The 23361-nt window shown below is 43.6% G+C and carries 24 protein-coding genes; 22 read left to right on the top strand and 2 right to left on the bottom strand.

Annotated features, from left to right (window positions below):
• The first annotated feature begins 52 nt into the window (after positions 1-52).
• Together glyQ and glyS are read left to right on the top strand one after the other, a co-directional pair.
• On the top strand, positions 53-925 hold the full coding sequence (gene glyQ, locus SWH54_04505; protein MDY6790513.1) for a glycine--tRNA ligase subunit alpha: 873 nt from the start codon (positions 53-55) through the stop codon (positions 923-925).
• 10 nt (positions 926-935) lie between these two features.
• Positions 936-3047: a glycine--tRNA ligase subunit beta gene (glyS, locus tag SWH54_04500; protein ID MDY6790512.1), complete on the top strand. Its 2112-nt coding sequence runs from the start codon at positions 936-938 to the stop codon at positions 3045-3047.
• Here glyS and SWH54_04495 read toward each other — a convergent pair.
• Entirely contained in the window at positions 2938-4137 is a 1200-nt protein-coding gene (locus SWH54_04495; GenBank protein MDY6790511.1) for a glycosyltransferase family 39 protein, read from the bottom strand. The genes glyS and SWH54_04495 overlap by 110 nt on opposite strands.
• A 130-nt stretch (positions 4138-4267) precedes the next feature.
• Here SWH54_04495 and SWH54_04490 point away from each other — a divergent pair, with 130 nt between their 5' ends.
• Complete coding sequence (locus SWH54_04490) at positions 4268-4534, top strand: hypothetical protein (protein MDY6790510.1); 267 nt, start codon at positions 4268-4270, stop codon at positions 4532-4534.
• Here the strand turns inward: SWH54_04490 and SWH54_04485 are convergent.
• Positions 4515-4955 carry a hypothetical protein gene (locus SWH54_04485; GenBank protein MDY6790509.1) on the bottom strand — a complete coding sequence of 147 codons (441 nt, stop codon included), beginning with the start codon at positions 4953-4955 and terminating at the stop codon, positions 4515-4517. The genes SWH54_04490 and SWH54_04485 overlap by 20 nt on opposite strands.
• A gap of 450 nt (positions 4956-5405) precedes the next feature.
• Between SWH54_04485 and SWH54_04480 the strand changes: the two genes are divergently transcribed.
• The 19 genes from SWH54_04480 (at position 5406) to SWH54_04390 (ending at position 23189) form a co-directional block, all read left to right on the top strand.
• Entirely contained in the window at positions 5406-5654 is a 249-nt protein-coding gene (locus SWH54_04480) for a hypothetical protein (GenBank protein MDY6790508.1), read from the top strand.
• 100 nt (positions 5655-5754) lie between these two features.
• On the top strand, positions 5755-5958 hold the full coding sequence (locus SWH54_04475) for a hypothetical protein (GenBank protein MDY6790507.1): 204 nt from the start codon (positions 5755-5757) through the stop codon (positions 5956-5958).
• Between the two features lie 31 nt (positions 5959-5989).
• Entirely contained in the window at positions 5990-6520 is a 531-nt protein-coding gene (locus SWH54_04470; protein MDY6790506.1) for a prepilin peptidase, read from the top strand.
• A 163-nt stretch (positions 6521-6683) separates the two neighbouring features.
• Entirely contained in the window at positions 6684-7295 is a 612-nt protein-coding gene (locus SWH54_04465) for a TadE/TadG family type IV pilus assembly protein (GenBank protein ID MDY6790505.1), read from the top strand.
• 180 nt (positions 7296-7475) lie between these two features.
• Positions 7476-8318, top strand: coding sequence for a Tad domain-containing protein (locus tag SWH54_04460; protein MDY6790504.1), 843 nt, complete (start codon positions 7476-7478; stop codon positions 8316-8318).
• Entirely contained in the window at positions 8319-9065 is a 747-nt protein-coding gene (locus SWH54_04455) for a hypothetical protein (protein ID MDY6790503.1), read from the top strand. It abuts the gene before it with no gap.
• Position 9066: 1 nt separating this feature from the next.
• Positions 9067-9666 (top strand): TadE family protein, encoded by a 600-nt coding sequence (locus SWH54_04450; GenBank protein ID MDY6790502.1) that lies wholly within the window; start codon positions 9067-9069, stop codon positions 9664-9666.
• Between the two features lie 68 nt (positions 9667-9734).
• Positions 9735-10727 carry a hypothetical protein gene (locus SWH54_04445; protein ID MDY6790501.1) on the top strand — a complete coding sequence of 331 codons (993 nt, stop codon included), beginning with the start codon at positions 9735-9737 and terminating at the stop codon, positions 10725-10727.
• An 18-nt stretch (positions 10728-10745) separates the two neighbouring features.
• Positions 10746-11546: a Flp pilus assembly protein CpaB gene (cpaB, locus tag SWH54_04440; GenBank protein MDY6790500.1), complete on the top strand. Its 801-nt coding sequence runs from the start codon at positions 10746-10748 to the stop codon at positions 11544-11546.
• Positions 11547-11698: 152 nt separating this feature from the next.
• Complete coding sequence (locus SWH54_04435) at positions 11699-13138, top strand: pilus assembly protein N-terminal domain-containing protein (GenBank protein ID MDY6790499.1); 1440 nt, start codon at positions 11699-11701, stop codon at positions 13136-13138.
• 58 nt (positions 13139-13196) lie between these two features.
• Positions 13197-14834: an ATPase, T2SS/T4P/T4SS family gene (locus SWH54_04430; protein MDY6790498.1), complete on the top strand. Its 1638-nt coding sequence runs from the start codon at positions 13197-13199 to the stop codon at positions 14832-14834.
• A 255-nt stretch (positions 14835-15089) separates the two neighbouring features.
• Positions 15090-15950 (top strand): type II secretion system F family protein, encoded by an 861-nt coding sequence (locus SWH54_04425; protein ID MDY6790497.1) that lies wholly within the window; start codon positions 15090-15092, stop codon positions 15948-15950.
• A 3-nt stretch (positions 15951-15953) separates the two neighbouring features.
• On the top strand, positions 15954-16820 hold the full coding sequence (locus SWH54_04420) for a type II secretion system F family protein (protein ID MDY6790496.1): 867 nt from the start codon (positions 15954-15956) through the stop codon (positions 16818-16820).
• Complete coding sequence (locus SWH54_04415) at positions 16820-17191, top strand: DUF192 domain-containing protein (protein MDY6790495.1); 372 nt, start codon at positions 16820-16822, stop codon at positions 17189-17191. Before SWH54_04420 ends, SWH54_04415 begins: the two co-directional genes overlap by 1 nt.
• Before the next feature lie 160 nt (positions 17192-17351).
• Entirely contained in the window at positions 17352-18614 is a 1263-nt protein-coding gene (locus tag SWH54_04410; protein ID MDY6790494.1) for an FHA domain-containing protein, read from the top strand.
• Positions 18615-18678: 64 nt separating this feature from the next.
• Complete coding sequence (locus SWH54_04405) at positions 18679-20286, top strand: FHA domain-containing protein (GenBank protein ID MDY6790493.1); 1608 nt, start codon at positions 18679-18681, stop codon at positions 20284-20286.
• Between the two features lie 361 nt (positions 20287-20647).
• Positions 20648-21745: a CpaF family protein gene (locus SWH54_04400; protein ID MDY6790492.1), complete on the top strand. Its 1098-nt coding sequence runs from the start codon at positions 20648-20650 to the stop codon at positions 21743-21745.
• 13 nt (positions 21746-21758) lie between these two features.
• Positions 21759-22202: a tetratricopeptide repeat protein gene (locus SWH54_04395; protein ID MDY6790491.1), complete on the top strand. Its 444-nt coding sequence runs from the start codon at positions 21759-21761 to the stop codon at positions 22200-22202.
• A gap of 372 nt (positions 22203-22574) precedes the next feature.
• The gene (locus tag SWH54_04390; GenBank protein MDY6790490.1) at positions 22575-23189 is read left to right on the top strand and encodes a hypothetical protein; all 615 of its coding nucleotides are present in this window, start codon (positions 22575-22577) and stop codon (positions 23187-23189) included.
• Positions 23190-23361: the final 172 nt, after the last annotated feature.

The raw sequence follows: 23361 nt of genomic DNA, 5'->3' as shown, positions 1-23361 counted from the left end.
TTCTCCAACTAAATTGACAAGAACCAAAATCGAATAAACAGGAGTAATGATAATGTATTTTCAAGATGTGATACTATCGCTTCACAAGTTTTGGGCACGCAAGGGATGTGTGATGGTTCAGCCCTACGATTTAGAGGTAGGAGCCGGAACGTTTCATCCGACCACACTTTTAAAAGCCCTCGGTCCTGAACCATGGAATGTGGCTTATGTTCAGCCATCTAGGAGACCAACGGATGGACGTTATGGTGATAACCCGAACCGGCTTCAACATTACTACCAGTATCAAGTCATACTGAAACCGTCTCCTTTTGATGTGCAAAAGCAGTATCTTCAGAGCCTGAAAGTTTTGGGGATTGACCCGCTTGATCATGATATAAGATTCGTTGAGGATGACTGGGAGTCTCCCACTCTGGGGGCATCCGGACTGGGTTGGGAAGTGTGGCTGGACGGCATGGAAATCACTCAATTTACCTATTTTCAGTTGGCCGGTAGTATTGAGCTCAATCCGATCTCTGTGGAGCTGACATATGGATTGGAGCGTATTACCATGTATCTGCAGGGGATAGATAATGTATATGATCTGAAGTGGAACGAAGAAGTGACTTACGGGGATGTGCATCATCAGCAGGAAGTTGAACAATCCACTTATAATTTTGAAAAGGCGGATGTGGCCACACTTTTGGATCTTTTTAATAAGTATGAAGCAGAATCCCTGCGTATAATAGAAGATGCGCTGGTTCTTCCGGCCTATGAGTATTGCCTGAAATGTTCGCATACTTTTAACCTTCTTGATGCCCGTGGGGCAATCAGTGTGACAGAGAGGACCGGTTATATCGCCAGAATAAGAAACCTTGCCAGAAGGTGTGCAGAAGAATATCTAAAGCAGAGAGAAGCTTTCGGGTTTCCTTTGTCGAAAAAAGGATAATGAGGTAAACATGGACAATCTACTACTTGAAATAGGAGCAGAGGAGATTCCGGCCGGATATATTGAACCGGCTCTGAAAGCGCTTTCTTCAGCTCTTCAACAGAAAATGAGCCAGGCCCGTATCGATTACGGGAATATAAAATTATATGGGACTCCCAGAAGGCTTGCCCTAGAGGTAGAAAATGTTGCTGCCAGACAAAAATCAATAAAAACGGAAATGACGGGGCCTCCAAGCCGGGTGGGATTTGATAAAACTGGCAAGCCGACATTGGCTGCCAAAAAATTTGCCGAAAAGGTGGGGGTACCAATAAACAGGATTACCATCAAGGAGACGAAAAAAGGGAGCTACCTGTGCGCCAAAAAGGCGGAAAGGGGTGTTTCCTCACGTAAGCTTCTCAGCAGTATTCTACCGGAAGTGATCCTTTCAACCCCGTTTCCCAAGACCATGCGGTGGGCGGACCTTTCCATTTCCTTTGCACGACCGATTCATTCAATCGTTGCCCTTTACGGAAACAAGATCATTTCCTTTGCTTTAGAGAACATTAAAAGCGGACGATACACATACGGTCACAGCTTTATGAACCCGGCCCGCGTCAAAATCAACGGCGCTGAAGACTATGTTGAAACCATGCGCAGTGTTAATGTATTGGTAGATATACAGCAGCGCAGAAAGTTCATTGAAGGTGAAATTATAAAAGTTGCCCGCAGTGCGGGGGGCAAGGTTCTGGAAGATGAAGAACTGCTGGACATCGTGACCAACCTGGTTGAATATCCTGTGCCGGTACTGGGAAAGTTTGAAACAAAATTCCTCGGTCTTCCCGATGAAATTTTGATTACCGCTATGAGAGAGCATCAAAAATATTTTGCGGTCATTGATAAAAAGGGGAAGCTCATGCCCTGTTTCATCGCGGTGAATAATACCATTACCAATGATATGGGTCTGGTTGCCACCGGGCATGAAAGGGTAATCCGAGCACGCCTTGCAGATGCTCAATTCTTTTATGACAGCGATATAGAAGTGCCCAATGAAAAACGGGTGGAAAAATTAAACGGGGTTCTTTTTCAGGCAAAGCTGGGATCTATGTATGAAAAGATTATGCGGGTACGCGGGATTGCGGAGTTTGTCGCCGAAAATGTGGATTCCGGCCTTAATTTAAAAAAAGGCGATTCAGATTTAAAGATGCAGGCTGCCAGAGCGGCCACACTGTGCAAATCGGATCTGGTGAGCAATGTGGTGGTTGAATTTCCCAAACTGCAGGGTGTGATGGGGCGGGTTTATGCAGAAATTGCCGGAGAACTTCCTACAGTTTGTGCCGCCATTGAGGAACATTACAGACCCACCCGTTCGGGAGGGGTGCTTCCGGAAACAATGACAGGCGCTGTGTTGAGCATTGCCGATAAAATCGATTCCATTTGCGGTTGTTTCAGTGTGGGCCTTATTCCCACCGGTGCTTCAGATCCGTATGCTTTGAGGCGTCAGGGCATAGGCATAATTCAGATCATAAACGATAAAGGATTTTTATTTTCCATAAAAAGTCTCATTGACCAAAGTTTGAACCTGTTGAGCGCGAAAGGGATAAAGGTAAAAGACAATGTGGCTGAAAAGGTATACACATTCCTGAAAAACCGCATGGCTCATCTACTGGCTGAAAAAGGATATTCAAAAGATGTAATCGCCGCTGTGATCAGTGCTTCAGCAGATAATGTGCCGGATGTTTACAACAGAGCAGTCGTACTGGAAAGACTGAAGGCCGAGGAAGATTTTGAGCCCCTGGCAATCACATTTAAACGGGTGGTAAATATTATTAAAAAATCGGGTAATATCAAAACACCGCCCAAAGCAGGAGAAGTGAAGCAAAATCTGTTCGAACATGAAAGCGAGTCTGCGCTTTTATCCGCCTATAAGAAGGTTGAAAACAGTGTGACAGAAAAGATGAATCAGGGATTTTTTGATCAGGCCCTGCTTGATATTGCGTCACTGCGTGGCGTGGTGGATGATTTTTTCGACGGGGTTATGGTAATGGCTGAAAACAAGAAAATTCAACACAACCGGCTGGCACTTCTGGGCTGCATTGCAGCGCTTTTCGGAAAATTTGCCGATTTTTCAAAAATTTCAACATAGAACAGATAGCGGACAAACGGTAGCAGCCTGGAACCTTCCTACGTCGTTTCTCCGGATGCGGCGATGATAAGAAAAAAACAAATATTGAACCCGGCAGTATTTGAAGCAAAAGTCGTTTAGTTGTTACCTCTAAAAGCCATTCCAAATTATCGAGAGGATAAACCAGATAAACGGTAAAATAGCCACATAACATAATCATTAATATCAACAGGGAAGTATATATGACCGGATTGTTCCGTTTTTTATCTGATCGCCCCATAAGCAGGATAAATACAGGGAATACAATCAGCATCCATTTTTCAAGATCATAAAACTTGACGAGAAATGTCTTGCCTATAATTATATATTTTGAAATATCGGTCAGACTATTAAAAAGGGTATTAAAGTCCTGATTGAAAATATGCATTGTCGCTGGTGCTAGTTGATCTTTCAGATACACGATGTTTTGGGAAACAAGCAGGAATTTAAAATAAGCAATAATTATCAGGACAGGAGTCAACCCTGCTGAAAATATTACTGCCTCTTTTAAAAAAGCCCCAAGGCCCTTTTGCAGTGTAACAACAATAAAGCGGGCAATAAAAATTGATGCTATCAAAAGAAGCCCCTCATCTTTTGTCCACGCAGCAAATCCAGCCACAGTCCCGCATAATAAAACAAGCCCCGATTTTTTCTTATACCTTTCGTCTATAAGACAATACAGGACAAGTGTTGCAAGAATATAAAAGCTAACAGGTACGTCTGCAATCAAGGATGAACCATTATAACTAAAAAACGGTGTCCCAAGCAATACCATGCCTGCAATCAACCCCTGATTTTTGTTCTGCAGCCTTGAAAGTGAAAAAACCATCAGCATGACCGTGGCAGATGTAAACAGAAATGCCTGCAAGATTGGAGCAATAAGGGTTTCATTGCCCACATAGTTCCAGACTCTTGCAACACCTACTGAAATTAATAAAGGATGATCAGGTAAAGTCCAGCTATATTGGTTCGAAAATGCCGATGTCCATTCGGCAGCTCCCCGGAATATGAACCTGGCTCCCAGGTTATATATGTTCCAGGCATCCCAGCTCCCATGAGGGGCGTTTAACACCCGGAGAATAAATGAAATAATGGTAATTAAGGATAGGATAATAAAACCGGCATACAAAAAATAATGAAAATATTTCCTGTCTGGTGATACGAACTCGAATTTCAGCTTAGAATGAAAGAGGTTCTTTTTTTTGTATGAAAAAATAATGAAAGAGGCTGTAAGTAATATAAAATCAAACACGATAAAATATTTTGTCACAGATCCGAAAAGTACAAGGCAGATGAAGAAAAGCCAGGATGCAAGTCCCAACCCCAGACCGATGGACAGGCAGATTTTGACCGCAAAATCCGACTTAAAAAAGTCTTTTTCCGGCCACACCATGCTTACTATAAAAAAGGCCGCTGCAATCGGTACGGCCAACGATATCAAGAGCATCATCACTCTCTCCTTTTTTTGAACAGCACAATACTCTTATCAAACGTTTCCATAATTGACAGGTTGTTGGCTTTTGCAAATTCATCAGGATTTGTAAACCTGCTGAAACTGCCTATTACAAAAGGATGCTCAATTTCCCGAACAACTATCCTGGGTGACAGAGTATATATGGTCATAAAAAACGTCCTTGGATCGTATTTTTTATCTGAATAATATCCGATGACGCTAAAGGGTGGCAGTATGCGTCTGACATGCTTAAAATTATTTTCAAACAGGGTAATATCATCGGTCCCTCCGATTAATTGCAGGATTTTAATTTCCTTAAGACAGTTGTCAACACCGGCTGTGACGGCTATCAGCATTACCATGACCGGAATGACATATACTCTGATTTTTTTTAGAATTATATTTTTGACCATCTTGTTGATCAGTAGCTGTTTCATAAGCTTTTTTGATTCAAGCCATAATAAAGCCGACGCAGTATTTTTAAACTTGTCTTACCTCGCCGGATGTTGCATTTGAAAATTTTCTGTCATTTTATTAATGTAAGGGTTTATGAAATGTTGAAAATAGAAAATAGAAATTGGCAGTTTGACCTTCATGCCTTGTAGCCGTTCAAAGTTGTCGATTCACAGTTCACGGTTGTGCCCGGGTCTTGCCCTGCGAAGCCAGAGGCAAAGCATGGGTCATCCCTCCCGAATTTCTGCTCTATAATCTCAAGTTTCAAATAGTGAACGGCTAAAAACATGTCAACTTAAACCTTGACAAATACGCCTGTTAATTATATGATATTTTTATATTTTCATACTATCAAAGATAAAGTCAATCGTCGATACAAAAACGCTATTTCAATTTTCGCTTAAAAGCGAAGGATTTGCAAGGAGGGAAAACAAATGGTAATGCAAAGATTAGCCAGGCTGGTCAAGGGGAAAAACGGGCAGGGAATGACTGAATATATTATTATTGTTGCCCTTATTGCCATCGCGGCAATCGGTATTTATACCCTGTTCGGCAAGCAGATCCGTGAAGTCGTTGGCGCTATCAGCGGCCAGCTGGGAGGAGAAACCAAAAAGAGCGCGGAAACCATAGATACATCCAAACAAAGGGGCAAAGATATTACGGTTAAGGATTTTGAAAACTGATAGGTGTGGATAAATCAAAAGAATTATGAATATCTCAGCAGGTATGCCAGACTGCTAATATCTTAATTTAAAAACACCTGAACTTAGCGGATTGCCATACATGAAATTCAGGTCAGTAAAAACGCTGATATCGGCCGCCATTTTTAAGCTGATCGGGCAGAACAAAGGGCAGGCCATGGCAGAATATGCCATCCTTTCTGCCATGATTGTGGCCGTGGCTCTCTATTTTAACCAAGAAATTATTTCAAAGCTAAATGATTATTATTCGCTGATAGCGAACATGGTAAGCCTTCCAATTCCGTAACGATTAAAAACCAGTTCGACAGGATAATCCTATGTCGCCGGATCATTTATTGCACGTCTCGAGCATAACTTTGGCCAGCAACGTTATTCTTATTTTACTTGTTCTTACTTCATTTCTCACTGATATCACCAAAAAAAAAATCTATAATATCCAGACGTACCCTTCAATGGCTCTGGGTTTGATCCTTGGCTATGCAGGCGGAGCGGGACATGGAATCCTTATGAGTTTGGCCGGTCTTTTTACCGGTCTGGCGCTGTTGTTTATTATCTTTTTAACCGGTGGGATGGGGGCGGGAGATGTAAAGCTGTTAGGGGCAATCGGTGCGCTTAAAGGAACCGTATTCGTGTTGTGGACCATGTTTTACACCGGGTTAATCGGCGGAATGATGGCATTTGCCCTATTGATCTGGAAAGGAAGGCTGCTTGCCACCTTTAAGAATATGGTTACGTTGTTACGGCATCCTTTGAAAGCACACAGGATGCAGAAACCGGAAGAACGCATATACCTGCCGTATGGGGTGGCCATTTCGTTAGGAAGTGTATGGGCCCTTTGTATGGTATAAACGTGACGGTTTCGTAAAAAGTCCAACTTCTGCGTTGTAGCGGTTTTTCAGGAACTCGACATACTATAAGTATAGTCTCATCCCTGAAAAACCGCTACGCCTTGAATTTGAACTTTTTACGAAACCGTCCATATCAGATTTTTTGGGAGTTCGTCGAAATTAAGTGATACTGATTGCAATGTCAGGGAAAAAGCTGAGAAAAGATGAAAGCGGGCAGGCAATGGTAGAGTTTGTCGTTGTTTTTCCCGTGGTTTTTTTGCTCTGCCTGGTCATTATGCAGACTTTTTTGCTCCTGTCCGCCAGGCAGGTGGTTAACTATGCGGCTTATTGTGCGGCGAGAAGTGCCATTGTTTTCCTACCGGATAGCGGCAATTCCGTGGCAAAAAAAAAGGCGGAGCGTGCCGCCATCATCGCCTGCTGGTCGATTTCACCCATGAAGGATTTTGGATCGGCTGAGAAATTTATCAAGCCGATTGAAGACATGGTAGAAGGTGCTACCGGAATAGATTTTGAGCTGGCCCGGCGGTATAATATGGCCCGTTCAAATGTGTCGGTGGAACTAAAACCCGCTAAACTTAATGCCAAGACTCCTCACCAGGATGTGACCGCTGAAGTGACATATCACTATGTCATGGGGATTCCGCTGGCAAACAGAATTTTTTATGAAATGTGGAAGCGCGATTGCAAAAAAAAAGGTAAGTTATACACATTTACCTTTAAAGCCAGCTGTACACTTCCGGCTGCAGGTAAGGTAAAAACCAAAAAATGTTGCTAATAAATCTTAAAACCATATTGATCACCAAGCATACTACATTTTTTAAACTTGTTCGTTTGGTGATTACGTAATTGTTCCGGGTGACGGGTTACGCGTTACGTGTTGCGAGTTTTTAATAGGAAATAATTCTTATTTATAACCCGCAACCCGCAACCCGTAACCCGTAACTCGTAACCCGATATGATGAGACTCATTTACCAGCGATTACAATCAGGCCATGAGGACCAGGGGGGTCAGACTTTGGTTTTTCTCGCCATTGTCATGTTTGCCCTGGTCTGTTTTTTTGCACTGGTAATTAATGTGGGTGATCGTGTCACATCAAAGGTTGAAATGCAGAATGCAGCGGATGCCGCTGTGATGGCGGGTGGAATCTGGAATGCACGGGGCATGAATATGATCAGTATCCTGAATGTGGGGATGACCGAATGCCTGGGATTTATTATATTTTTCAAAGCTTTTAACAAAACCTACATCGCCACAGAAACAGCCATAAAAGTAAACTTGGCGGCGGCCGAAGCCATGATCGCTATGAAAGGTATTCCATATGTCGGTCCGATTATAGCTGCTGCCGGTGAAGTATGGAAGGCTTGTTTGAAGTATAGTGAACAATTCATGAAGAATCTCGCCAAACCTATGAATAAATTAATGAAAAAACTGACCAAAAAGAACAGTGGCTTATGGAAAGTCATGAAGGTTCTTCAACAGTCTGAAAGAGTTGTCAAACATTCTACTCCTATTTTTGGTGCTTACGAAGCCAACCGCATTGCGGAGTTAAACGGGGCAAATCCCCTGGTGGATGTGGCAGGTTTCTCTTATACCGCGATTTTTTTTCCCACCGATCCGGTCAGTGGTCTGCCGGTAAAGAAGGGTGTTTTTAAAGATCTATGTCCGCCCACCACAAAGGGAGGTCCTGGATATAAAAACTTTTTATGCTGGGACAGTGCCTTGGGCATGAAAATCCCACTGATCGGAATTAAAGTTCGACACGCATTTACAACATTCTGGACGGTTGGGGGTCCATGAGTGATACCACCCCCGGGTGGAGTCTGGGAAGGTATGGTAGAGTTAAGCAAAATGGAGTTATGCGGAGGAGGAAAACATGCCTCCACAGAATTGACCACCAGCTGCAGGGAATGTAATGAAAATAAAGGTAAACCCACCTGGAGTGGATCACGAATAGAATACAACTGCAAAAAGGTATACGAAAAAATCGGCTCAGCGTTTGATCCAGGAAAAGCACCTGCAGGCAGGTATCCCTGCAGATCTCCTTCAATTAGAGACACATCTATATTCAATAAAAAACCGTGCAGGGTTACTTGTTATGATAAAATAAACGGCAAATGCTATGAAACCAAGTGGGTCCTTCAAGGTTGTACATACAAGGGCAAAAAAAAGAACGTAGAGCAGGAGGATACGTCCAAAAAGGCCGTCCCCTATATACTCGGGGATGATTGGGAAAAGGATACCAAATTTACGGTCATCGTTTCCAAGAACACACCAGACAAGCTTCCCCTGGGACAGTTTAGAAAGGGTAGCGAGTCGTTCGGAACCAGCACTATTCTGGGTGATCGTACATGGACGGTTGCCCAGGCGGAAATTTATAACCCCACCAAGGCGGATATGTTTAACCAGGACTGGCATGTGCGTTTGAAGCCGTGCAAACTCGATGATTTGAACATCAGTTTTTTTAGCGTTAAGGTTTCAAATATTCTTCCGTCGAGCGTTAAGAAATTACTCGATAAGGGTATCGGGCAGGGGCTGGTTCATTAATATGGATATTTATAAAACATTAAAAAGCCGTATATCGTTGCTTATCAAAAATAGCCATGGGCAATCCATGGTCGAATTTGTCGTGGCTCTTCCTACAGTGGTTCTCCTTCTCTGGGCGGGTATGTATATCGGCAATATATATCTTATCAAACACAAAACACTTGCCGCGGCAAGGTACGGTACGTGGAATTTTGCCAGGGGAGAACAGACCACCGCGCAGGCTAAAAGCAAGATCGCAAAACATTTTTTTGATAACAAATCTTCCGGTCTGTATGTGACCTCCCAGAAAATACCTTCTGATTTTAGCAACGTCGGGGGTGCGGTGAAAACAATCGTTGGTAAAGGGCTCGATATTATCAACATGGTAATGACAGACCAAAAAGCCAATATATCCTCCTTGAAAATTCAATATGAGGTGGCCCCCCAACTGGGGGCATTGGATTTAAGTGATATGCATGCGGCCAATTATAAAATAGAATCGTCCCATTATGTCACCGCAAACGGATGGGACGGCTGTAATTCAAAGGTGCATGACATGTTCGGCATGATATGGCAGATGGTAAAGAATATTTTTGGAATTTTCAAGCACTTGATAAGCTAAAAGTTGAGAATTAGGACAATCCGGATCCCTGATGCAATAATGATGTAATAATTTGCACTGGAATGAAATTGAAACTTATAAAAATATCATCCTGCAGACCGGTAAAGGTTTTAATTATCCTTGTGATCAGCCTTGTCGTAATCTGGTTCGGCCTGACATACGGGCCCGGTGAAAACAATGCTGAAGCCAAGGTATTTGAACGTATTATATCTTACACCCGGTCAATACCGGGTTACCTGTTTGATGACCAGAACACCTCAGAACCCAGGAAAATAATTGTAAACGGAAGTACTTCATATATGACCTTGGGAAAAAGTAAAGATGATATTTCAAAAATCCTGGATTTTTATGCCAAACAATTTCCGCCACAACCTGTTAAAAAGATTGATGCGGGTATAATAAAAAAAATTGGAGATAAGGAGTTAAAGACGTGCGCGATTCAAATCAATAAATTACTCGATTGCTTAAGATCCAATCAGCATTTTCGCGTGGAAAGGGATGATTTGGGTCTATTGGGCATTTTGGAGTTTCATGATCCGGACATGCTACTGGGAGATGAAAAAATACTCAAAACATTTGAAAAGGTGGCTGAAACCGGCAAATTCGGCACAATAGGTACCGGCAGAATCGTCATTGCCTTGAAAAATCCCGGCACTCAAGATACCCGAATTATCAACATGTGGACGGATCGGGATTTTGATCTTAACAACTTTTTCCCGGACACCAATGGAGATACAGCCGGAAAAGACATCCCTGATGTCCCGCGATATCCCGGCAGCCGGAGGATATTTTCCATTGAGCAGGAAAATACGCTTTCCATGGACAGGTTAGTTTCATACGAAGGAGGAGGTGGAGTTGTCGGGACAATCCTTTTTTATCATTCAAGAATGAAAGGATGGAACACAGACCCGGTATTTGAAAGGGTGATGGAAGAACAGTCGATGCAGAATACAATGTTTTATACCCGCAAAGGAAGGGAATGCACCATTTATATCCAGGAAGATGAATACACCGGAAAAATCATTACCACCATAACAAACCGGGAAATGAAAAACAGTTGATTTGAAAAGGAAGTCAATATGAACAAGAAAGCATTGATGATTATCGTCGGTTCTATTGCATGCGGAGTCATTGCGGTACTTCTGGTCAATTTTTATATCAAAAGGCAGGAAAAGAGGCTGTATAAGGGCATGAACATGGTGCCTGTGCTGGTCATGGCCCAGGATGTATCGGCAAATACTGTGCTCGAAATGGGAATGGTCGCTAAACGGGATGTGCCGGAAAAATATGTTCATGGAAACGCGATACATCCCAAGGATGTCAAGCTAATTACCGGTCAGATACTCAATTTTCCTTTAAAGCGGGGGGACACGCTCCTCTGGACCGATCTGGGGCAGGAAGAGGAGATCAAACAATTGCGCCATAAGGGATTGGCCGGAACCATTACTTTGGGAGAACGAGCCCTCACTGTTCCGGTGGACCAGGTAAGCGGCGTGGCAGGGCATCTCAAACCCGGCGATCACATTGATATTCTTTGTACGGTTCGAAACCAGGAAACAGGAGAGGAAGCCACCCTTACCCTTCTGCAAAACATTACCATTCTTGCTACCGGAACCACACTAGCCGGTGAAAGGGGTTTCCGTGACAGCTACAGCACCATCACCGTATTGGTGACTTTGGAAGAAGCGGAACTGGTGGTTTTTGCCCAGCAAAAAGGTAAGCTCGCGTCAGTACTGAGAAACCCGGAGGACATTGAAACCCACAAAGAAATCCCCAAGATGGATTTTACCGATATTATGAAAGCGGAATTCCGGCGGAATATTCAGGAAAAGAGAGACCGTATTCAGGTTATAAAAAGGGGGAAGGTGGACACTAAGTAAAAGGAAGGCAACAGAACAGAAAGGCAGAAGGCACAGAGGCAAAAATCAGAAGGTTGAGAGCAGAAGAAAAAAGATAAGCATCCACATCCGTCGAAAATGCCGTTAAACAGTAAAGGGCGTGGTTTTTAATCATTGAATAAACAGGGGGAAAGATGAACCGATCCCATAAAAGGATTCAAGTTGCATGGATTTTAGCGCTGGTCGGACTTATGTCAGTGGTATTCTATACATCTTCGGCGGCTAGAGAAAGATTGAATTTAACCCTTGGCGAACAAAAAACCATAAGCACTCCCAGCATAAGTAGAATAGCGGTGGGAAACCCCGGCGTTGCGGATGTTAAGGTGCTTGAAAAATCGAACCAGGTGCTGATAACCGCTATGGGTGTGGGCGAAACCAATCTGATTGTATGGGATGAAGGTGACCGGGAGCGAACCATACTGATACGTGTTTCCGCCAGGGATCCATGGGAGGTGACCGGAGAGTTAAAACGGCTTCTCACCGGAGTTGAAGGAATAGATGTTAAACCGGTGGGAATGCGTGTTATTATTGATGGAATGGTCCTTCGAGAGGAGGATATGACGAAAATTTTAAAAATTTCAAAATTTTATCCTCAGGTCATTATTATGGCCACCTTGAGCCCGACTGTTCTGGACACCAATATTGAGCTGGCCAATAATGAGCTTAAAAACGCAGGACTGTCGTCTGCCAAGGCAGTCCGGGTGGGTAACCGGGTCATTCTGACCGGTGATGTACCGGATGAAAACGCTAAAAAACAGGCCAAAGTCATCGCGGGTGCCTTTACCAAAGATGTGTTGAATTTTTTAAAGGTGGGGATCGCCCTGAAAAAAATGATTTTGGTGAACGTTGATTTTATCGAAATCGATAAAGGGGCTCTGACCGACGTGGGCATAAAATGGGGCAACCTGATGAGCTTTGGTGCGGAGTTGGAGGCTGAGAGTACATTCATAGGAGGCAAAGCAAAATCGTTAGTGGGTGCTTACACTATAACCGGAAATTATGGGTTGAATATCAATCTGCTTAAGAACAATCAGCGAAGCCGCATCCTGGCCCAACCGAAGCTTCTATGCAGGAGCGGTGAAAAAGCCGAGTTTCTGGCCGGCGGCGAAATCGCCCTTCCGATCGTCACGGCAAATTCATCCACCGTTGAATATAAAAAATACGGTCTTATCCTGAATATTTCACCTTTTATCGATAACTATGATAATATTGCAACCGCAATCGAGGTGGAAAACAGCAATATCGCCGATTTTGTCAATGGAATACCCAATTTCCAAACCAGCCGTGTCAAAACGTCCATTAATATTTCCAACGGCCAGACCATTGCCTTATCCGGTCTGGTAAGCAATACCCATTCAAAATCGGTTGATAAACTACCGGGGATTGGCAGCATCCCTATCTTGGGCGAACTTTTCAAGTCAAGAAATTTCAGGCGAGACGAAAGCGAGCTGGTTATTTTTGTTACCCCTCAGGTCATTACTCCTGAGGATGCAAAAAATAAGGAGCTGATAGACAATATGCAGGAAAGGTATCAGGAAGAAGACAGAGAGCTTAAATTCAGCATCCTTGATTAGGAGAAATGATCAAATCCAATCTCATTCAAATTAGTGCAAAACCACACAGGCGTATACTATGATCGCAATTGCCATATACAGGAACCTGAAAGGAAAAGCCAAACTAGAGTCCGTTCCCAGGTCCGTGCTTAAAGTCGGAAGGGCATCAGGAAATGATGTGATTCTTGATCGGACGGGTGTATCAACCAACCACGCCGAAATATATAGACGTTCCAACAGTTATTATATTGCCGATCTGAACAGCAAACACGGGACGTTTGTGAATGAAAGAAAAATACCCGCGCTCAAATCCGTGCCTGTTCAGGTCGATGATATCATCAGTATCGGCGAATATTTCCTTAAGGTGAAGGAAGGCATCGTTGATGAGGATAAACAAAAAAGAAAAATAAGTGAACTGACCCCTGAAGAAGAGCTTGAATATTACAGAGATCCGAGGGTTATTGAGCTTAAGACCATCGTTCACAACCAACTGTTGGACATCATAGATTTGAGACGACTGGATGTAAAAAAGATCAATGATATAGAACTACGTCGGCAGTGTGATGAAATGGTCCGGGAGATTCTGGACGAAACGGAAGCGGATGTGCTCTGGGAAATTGACCAGGAAATACTGATTAAGGACATACTGGATGAGGCACTGGCACTGGGTCCCCTGGAAGATCTGATGGAAGATGTGGCGGTAACCGAAATTATGGTAAACCGTAAAGACCAGATCTATGTGGAAAAAAACGGAAAGATAATCCTGTCTCCCAAAATCTTTAACAGTGATATGTCATTGCTGGGGATCATTTCCCGGATAGTCAGCCCCATCGGACGGCGCATCGATGAAAGCTCACCCATGGTGGATGCCAGGCTGAAAGACGGTTCCAGGGTCAATGCAGTTATTCCTCCCATGGCTTTGAATGGGCCTTGTATTACCATCCGTAAGTTTTCCAAGGACCCTTTTACGGTTGACAACCTGGTGGAATTTAACACCATCAACCGGTCCATTGCCGAATTCCTCAAGGTTTGTGTGGAAAACAGAAAAAACGTGGTGATTTCAGGAGGGACAGGGTCGGGTAAAACCACCACCTTAAATATTTTAAGTTCCTTTATTCCTGAAGACGAGCGAATTGTGACCATAGAGGATGCAGCCGAACTGCAACTGTCCCAGGATCATGTGGTCAGGCTTGAGTCACGCCCGCCGAATATTGAAGGGAAAGGCGAAATTAAAATCCGACATCTGGTTAAGAATGCGTTGAGAATGAGACCGGACCGCATTGTAGTGGGAGAGTGCCGGGGAGGGGAGACTCTCGATATGCTGCAGGCGATGAACACCGGTCATGACGGTTCCCTTACCACCGCTCATGCCAATTCCCCCATCGATATGCTATCGAGATTGGAAACCATGGTCATGATGTCAGGCGAAGACCTTCCCAGTCGGGCGATTCGGGAGCAGATTGCTGCAGCAGTGGATATCGTCGTCCAGCAGACCAGACTGACATGCGGCTCCAGAAAGATTACCTATGTATCCGAGGTGACGGGCATTGAGGACGATAAAATTATACTTCAGGATATTTTTTATTTCAAACAGGAAGGATTTGATGCCTCGGGAAAAACCAGGGGACAGTTCATTGCCACCGGCTGGATCCCTGATTTCCTTCAGGACCTTTTGAACAGAGGTATTGATGTTGATATGAGTATTTTTCACAACTAAACAGCTAAATCGGATTTATATGGAGAGTAAATATTCGAGCCTAAAAGGCTCGGCCTTGAATAATCCTGTAAGAGGGCCCGGCATAAAAGTCACCAGTTGCGTGTTCCGCGGTACGGGTTATAAAAAAGGGATAATTTCCGATTAACAACTCGAAACTCGTAACCCGTAACTCGTAAAATAGCTTAATTAATTCGGTATAGCCGTTTGTCTTTAATCTGGTTTATAGTACCGGGTTTTATTTGGTAGAATAAAAAAATGTCCTATCTGCTTCAAAAAACACTCATATACTGTCTTATATTTGTTTCCGTCAGTTTTTTTATCTGGGCGGCTTCCAGGCTGTTCATGGAGGGGGTTGAAGGATACGGAAAAACTTACATGAACAGGGCCTCCAAGGCGTTAAGCGAAATGTATATTTTCCAGGACGCCAGGAAAATATTTTTACTGAACATGGCGATTACCGGGTTTTTCTTTTTGGTCGGCCTTGTTGTGTCCAGAAGTTTTTTTGTCGGTCTTTTGTTCGGCGTATTCGGTTTTTTTACCCCCAGATTTTTCATATCGCATTTGAGAAAAAAACGTTACCAGCAGTTTGAAGCTCAGTTGGTTGACGGTCTGTTGGTACTTTCCAATGCGCTTCGTTCAGGAATGAACCTGGTCCAGGCCATTGAGACACTTGAACGTGAGATGGAGGCACCGATTTCGCAAGAGTTCGGACTGGTTATACGGGAAAACAGGCTGGGGGTTAATATTGAAGAAGCATTGGAGAATCTTGCCAAAAGGATACCCAGCGAAGATTTAAGCCTGTTGGTAACTTCAATCAATATTGTCCATGGAATGGGCGGGAATCTTATGGAAATCTTTGACTCCATGGCAGACGTGATCAGGGAGCGCAATAAGCTGAAAGGAAAAACAGACGCCCTGACCTCCCAGGGAAAACTCCAGGGGATTATCGTCGGGCTCATGCCCACGGTAATCGGCGTCATCATGTATGTCATGGATCCTGCGGCCATGCAGCGCATGTTTACCTCAGCCATTGGTATTATCAGCATTGGTGTCATGCTTGGGTTGCAGATCACCGGTTTTTTCATACTTAAAAAAATTACCACCATAAGGGTGTAAATCTTGGTTCTACTCATATATATTACCAGCGGAGCGGCTGTGACCTTATTGATTTTGGGTGTCTACTGGCTGCAGCCGGAAAAAATGGAGAAGATGTATTACCGGGGAGATCAGTACCAAACCGCCCTGATCCGAACGATACGACCGCTGATTAAATTTTTAGCCGTTTTCAACCAGAAACTGAATATTGAAAAGCTTGACCGGAAATATAAACAGAAACTGATTCTTTCAGGAAATCCTTTTCATTTCATACAGGTTGAATTTCTGGCGGTCAAGCAGATTGCCGCCATCGCCGGTGCCCTTTTTGGGATTGTTCTGGTAATGGGTCTGAACATCCATCCCATCGCGCCTCTTATCTTTGGCCTCATCGGCTATTATCTGCCAAACCTCTGGCTGAACGATATGATCAACAGACGAAAGATAGCCCTTTCGCATTCACTTCCGTTTCACATGGACCTGCTGACACTTGCGGTAGAGGCGGGCTTAACTTTCATTCTTGCCATGGATCGGGTGGTTAAGACAGGAGAAAGCGGACCGATGCGGGATGAGTTTGAAAAATTCCTTCAGGATTTGCGCCTCGGTGTTTCATTAAGGGACGCACTCGAGGGATTGGCAGACCGTACCGATCTTTATGAAATCAGGTCGTTTACCTCTGCATTGATACAGGCGGATAAGATGGGAACTCCCCTTGGAGACGTTCTTCGTATACAGTCTGAAATACGTCGCCGGGAACGGTTCCAAAAGGCTGAAAAACTGGCCCAGGAGTCGCCGGTTAAGATGCTGTTTCCTTTGATTTTATTCATATTTCCGGCGGTCTTTATCATTATTTTGGTGCCGATTATGCTCAAGTTCATGGCCGAAGGAATGTGATGCCTGTTTTTTCAGCGGTAAACACAACCACCCAAAAGGAGCTCGGGCAGTGGATCATGCAAGCGACCACATTTTATCAAAGGACCCGGGGACTGCTGGGGCGAAAAGAAATAAAAAAAGGCGAAGGGTTGTATATCCCGGCATGCCGATCGATCCATACATTATTTATGAGGTTTGCGATCGATGTGGTATTTATGGACCACGGTAACAGGGTTACCCGAACGGTACCATCGCTGAAGCAGTTTCGCATTGCTTTTGGTCCGCGAAATACTGCCGGAGTGCTGGAACTTTGTGCCGGCGCGTTAAAAGAAAACCACTGCGTTGCAGGAGATAAAATTTCCTTTATACCCAGAGGGTTCGCGCAGAAATAAATTCGCAATTTTAAGTGTTGAGGCGCTTGGCTGGCAAGGCGCGAAAGAACAGGAATATAAAGCATATTCCGAGCTTTCGCAACGCTGCCAGGTGGGATGTATCGGCGCTTAAAATGTGAAGTTATTTTTGTGCGAGCCCCAAGGAAGGAGTCATAAAATTATGTCTGCTAGATTTTCAATCGTTATCGTCAAGGGGCCGAGTGTCGGCGAGACCTATTCATTTGACCAGAGTATCGTCAGTATAGGTCGTACCGCAGCTGAGAATGATCTGGTATTAAATGACCGATCCATCACCGGAAAACATGCCCGCATTACAGTGGAAAGGGGTCGGGTGTATCTTCAGGACCTTAAGAGTACCAACGGAACCTATTATAATGGAGCTGCCCTTCAGATCGGTGAAAAGGTACGGCTGGAACATCGGGATGAATTCAGCCTGGGAAAAGTGGTGCTGGAATATTTGGAATTAAAAGATGCGGAAACCGATTCAGCCGACCGTGATGTGGCTCCCGATGGAATTCCAACCCCGAAGGATAAAGATAAAAAGGTTGCCGGAAAGGGCGTGATGTCCCTTTTACAAAGAAAGGCGGTACGAATCAGTCTGATTATTTTTATCATATTTTTCGCTGTCATATTGGGGCTTAAAATATTTTCCGAACCTGAAATTATTGTTGGGCCGCCAAATCTGTCTAAAAAACCGCTCTTTCTTCCGGCTCCCGATGTTTATGGGTATACAAAATCTATTCCCACACGCCCGCACATGGCGATTTTCAAATTTACCGCCAAATCAGAAAGGATCGATCTCTTATATGAGGTCGGTGGGGTGGATTATGACGGTGAAATAAGCATCATCTTAAATGGAAGCAAAATTGCCAACGCACCCCTGGCCATTAAAAGCTGGTCCGATGAGCAGGTGCTGCATCTGCCCAGAAAACTACTGGTTAAAAACGGAGAAAATACACTGGTGTTTAAACACACTAAAAATCCCCCTGCAAAGGAAAAATGGGCGGTAAGGAATCTGCGTATCGAGTTTTTAACGCCGGAAAAATGCAATGAGGATGAAGGCAAACGCCTTTTCAGTATGGGCGAAGAGCTGTTTAATGAAAAAACAGTGAGCGACGTCAATATTTATCTGGCATGCCAGTATTTTAAGGAAGCCGTTGCGTTCAGTGAAGAGTGCAGGCCCAGGCCGGACTTTTTAATGAAAGCCGAAAAACAGCTTGCCAAAGCGCAAAAGGAGTTGGAATCGAGATACAAAGACCTGATGTTTGCCTATAAAAAATCTCTTAGACTGAAAAACTATTTTAAAACCAAGGAAGTTTTAGAAGAGATATTGCGGCTGATACCGGATAAAAAGAACCTGAGGCACATTGATGCAAAAGATATTCTCAACAGATTAAACCAGGCGCTTCGAGAAGCCAAGTAGTACGCTTTTTAAGGTGCGAAAGGATTCTTGGAGACTAAAAAAGGTATGATTGGGATATAATGAAATGTTGAAATTAATTATTAAAGAGCCAGGACAGGATGCAAGAGATTTTCAGCTGGAATCAAAGGAATATGTTTTGGGCAGCGGTAAAAAATGCGACATTGTGCTGAAAGATGACAAGGTTTCCGACCGGCATGCCAAATTATTTTTTCGGAAAAGAAATTTTATTATTAAAGCGCTGAGCGAAGAGTCGGTTGTGACGGTGAATGATTCGATCATTGAAACCGATACCGAACTGGTTCAAGGGGATGAGATTAAACTGGGCCGCATAAAAATCGAAATGGAAATTAAAGAGTCCGACATTGACAAGATGCTGGAAAAAGAAAAGGGCGGGTTAAACGACACATGGGAATCCGACGTGAATGAAATGCGGGAAACAGTCAAAAGCCTATCTGAAACGCAGGTGCTCGACGCCCGGGAACTGGTTATCGCAGATACCCTTTCGGAAAAGAAAAGTATAGGCTATCTAACCATGATCAGAATTCAAAATGTGATCAGGAGGAATAGAAGATGGATCATCGGGGGTATCCTGCTGGTTTTCATCGCCTATATTGTTTCCGTTATTTCCCGAGAAGGAGATGATGCCTCCAAAGTGCGCCAGGATAAAGCAGTGTATCTGGTTAAACCTCCCAGCACTGAAGATGAAGTGGCCGACAAGGCAGCCACTATTTATTTTAAAGCGGCCAATGAATTTATGGAAAAGCATCTCTGGGAAGAAGCTGCGGAAAAATATCAACGGTTACTTGCCTTTGATCCCGAACACCCCGATGCCGGTAAACGATTAGCAAAAGCCAAAGAGGAGCTGAACAACCGCGAACTTTTGGAAAAGGGTTTGTCATTTACCCAAAAATACCAGTATCAACAAGGAATAAACCTGCTGGTAAAAATTCCTCAAGACAGCGTGTATTTTATGAGAGCGTTGCTGGAAATCACCTTTGCCCGGGATGCTTTAAAATATAAAACCGGCTCAAAAGGAGATTCCAAACCGGCCAGCAAGGCGGACATCACCCGAGAGAAGGGAAAAACCTTGATCAGGCAGGCGATTGCTAATTATGCTGGGGGTAAAATCAACCCGGCCATTAGGAAGCTGGATGCTGTTTCAGGGTTGGGTTTGCCATCAAACAGCTATTTGACTTTACGGGCCTCAAAACTGGCCAAAACCATAGAGAATACCCGCTTACTGTTTAACAAGGGAATGGATCAATATAAAAACCGTCAATTTAATAAATCCTTTGCCACTTGTGAAAAGGTGATCCGTCTTGACCGGAAAATTGCCGGGGGACGAAGCACCCATTATTCCAGCACAATATACGCCAATTTTGCCGATACGTATTATAAGCGAGCTAAAAAGTATTACTCCCAAAGCAATTTCTTAAATGCAAGTAAGGAATGCGCCAAGGTATTAAGGGGTAATCCGCAGCACCGTGGTGCTAAAGACTTGAATAGTCGGCTTTTACTCAGGGCAAAGAAATTGTATCAGGAAGGTTATGTGCTTGAATCGGTGAGCCCCGCTAAGGCCATTGAAAAATGGAAACAGCTGGTCCAAACCAGTTTGCCGGCAAATGAATATCATAAAAAGGCAAAAGAACGTATTGCCAAGTATGAGCAGTAAATATCCGAATCCAAGGGACTCGGCTTTGATTGCCCCTGTGATGTGCTGCATCATAAACACCACTCGTTTCGGGTTGCGAGTTACGGGTTACGGGTTCCAAACAGCGTCCTGTTTTTTTATATGAAATATTGTTGATTATTCTATACCATATTTTATTCCAATCATTATTGAGCAAAATATTGAATTTTATCCGGGTAAATTCAATATTCAATTAAGATAGAATTCATTTCTATCACTCGTAACTCGAAACCCGCAACTCGTAACAGGGCGTAAACGATTCGGAATATTCGTCGCCGTTTGTATCTGACCTGGGTCACATGGCCAGGTTTAATTTGATATAATAAAAACCAGGGAAAACCCAATGAGCGATCAATTCTCAGTCACTGTCAGAAGCTTTCTCAAACCGATCATTCAGTACCTTGATGATCCTGAGGTCACCGAGATTATGGTAAACAGTCCGGATGAGATCTGGATTGAAAAATCAGGTAAGCTACAGCGCTCGGATTCCAAGTTTGAATCCGAAGATGCTTTACGGAGTGCCATAAACAACATTTCGCAATTTGTCAAAAGACGAATCGACGAGGAGAACCCCACCATGGATGCGCGTCTTCCTGATGGTTCTCGTATCCATGCTATTCTACCGCCTTGCGCACGTAAGGGGCTTTGCCTGGATATAAGAAAGTTTTCCGCCGAAACCCTTACCATGGAAAAACTGGTATCATTCGGTTCCATCACACCGGATGCGGTAGAGTTTATTAAAGCCTGTGTTTACGGTAAGATGAATATTATTGTTTCCGGGGGGACCGGTTCGGGCAAGACCTCATTGCTGAACGCCATTTCTTCACTGGTCCCCAATGAAGAACGAATTATTACCATTGAAGACTCGGCCGAGTTACAGCTCCAGCAGGATCATGTTTTGCCTCTTGAGTCAAAGCCACCCGATAAAAAGGGAAAGGGAGAAGTCCCCATTCGAGAACTGCTCAAATCATCGCTGCGATTAAGGCCGGACAGAATCATTGTCGGTGAGATACGGGGCGGGGAGGCCCTGGATCTTCTGCAGGCAATGAACACCGGCCACGGGGGATCCATGGGTACCATCCATGCCAACTCGCCGGTTGATTCACTGTCGCGTCTGGAAACCCTGTCTCTATTTTCCGGGGTGGAACTTCCGCTTCGGGTGATCCGTGCCCAGGTGACCTCAGCCATTCACCTGGTGGTCCAGACCTCCCGCTACCATGACGGGTCCAGAAAAATCTCCCATATTTCCGAAGTGTTGCCTTTGGATGATCGAGGAGAGTACAGGACTCAGGACATTTTCATTTTTAAACAGACCAATATCAAGCCAACCGGTCGCATTGAAGGATCCCTCAAAGCCACCGGACTGTTACCGGGTTTTTTGGATGAAATTGAACAGGCCGGATACAACCTCAACAAAACCATGTTTGGTGGGAAAAAGTAACCAGGTGAAGAGGTTGGGGAAAATAAGCCACGCATTCACTTTTGTAACGATAGCCATTCTAATGTTTTTTTTCTGCGGATGTTCCCAGGATGTTTCTTTTTCCCGGAAAACAGGGGATGTATATTACAAGAACAAAGCCTATGAAAAGGCGGAAGCAGAGTATAAAAAAGTTCTCAAACATGATCCCAAGGACCCTGACGCCCATTTCAAAATGGGAGTGATTTATTACAACAAAGGGCTGATCGAAAAAAGCCTTTTAGAATTCGTCGAAGTCACCCGGATTGATCCGAAATACAGCAAGGCGTATTACAACCTTGCCACCATATTTTCTTCCCCAGGCCCTTATTTTGATGCCAGGAAAGCGACATTCGGCTTTAAAAAATACCTGGAACTGGAACCGGCAAGCAGCCGCAGAGATAAAATAGAACTCTGGCTTTCAAAATACGGAACAAAGTAAAGCATTCAGCACCAAAGGATGTGGCTTTAGAAATCGAATAAATTTTCATCAGTAGTGTCCCGTTAAGCTCTAAAACAAGGGTTTTCACGTTCTAACCTGCTGATATCATTAGTAGCAAAATTTTGTCCAAATTGAAATCGATACCTACTCAAATTCTCTGAAAACCCTTGTTATTGCTGCATTTGCGCCATTTTACGTCAATTTTAATGGGACAGTAGTGAATTTTCATATTAACGTATCGTTGGATAAAGTTGTTTTTACAATAATCAAAATAAAGATTTACTCGATTTGACAAGTGTAAATTGTGATATCTGTATTTTGTAAGATGTATGGATACTCTCCATCAAATGTTGCCAATCGGTTGAAAAATAAATGGACCTGAATGCAATCCGCAGAAAATTTGGTGGCGATTTCGTAGCCGACGAACGCACTTACATCATGGGCAGTGATCAGCGCTTCACATCCCATTTTGCTGAACGCTTTAAAGATCTCAAAGTTTTAGAAACCTGTACCGGAGCTGGTTTTGCTACGATGTCTCTCGCAAAAACTGCAACGCATGTATTTACAGTAGAAGTAGATAAATCTATTCAGCAACAAGCACTGAATAATGTGCAAAAAGCAGAACTTTTAAACCATGTATCATTTATTCATGGGGACATTTTAGACCAAAGCTTACTGGGCAATCTTCCTTCTGTGGATGCTGCATTCATTGATCCGGATTGGGCGGTAAGTGGGCCTGACCATGAATATCGGTTCATAAATTCAAACACTCGTCCCCCAGCAGACACCCTACTAAGTAAAGTTTTTGAGTTAACAAAAAATATTGCAATTGTTCTACCCCCATATATTGACATTCGAGAATTTAAAGGTCTTTCAAAGTATGAGCGTGAAAGCCTTTATCTGGATGGCAGTCATGAACTCTTTTGTCTATATTTTGGCAAACTCATTAGAACCCATGGTGAAACTGAATTTCATGTATCAGACTAATCAGATTTTCAAATTTCAAAGCGGGGTTTTGACTAAATAGATTGCTCTGCAGATATCTATTTAGAGTTTTATCCATAGTCCCGGCGTAGACGGATCTCAGGTTACAAGTTTATCCTATGCGTTTCCACTCGATTATCAGATGAAGATAATGAATGAGGGATTATTGATAAAA

It is taken from the genome of Thermodesulfobacteriota bacterium (genome assembly GCA_034189135.1).
Classification (GTDB): domain Bacteria; phylum Desulfobacterota; class Desulfobacteria; order Desulfobacterales; family JAUWMJ01; genus JAUWMJ01.
Note: the sequence above shows the minus strand (reverse complement) of the source record. Positions and strands in the feature narration are given on the sequence as shown.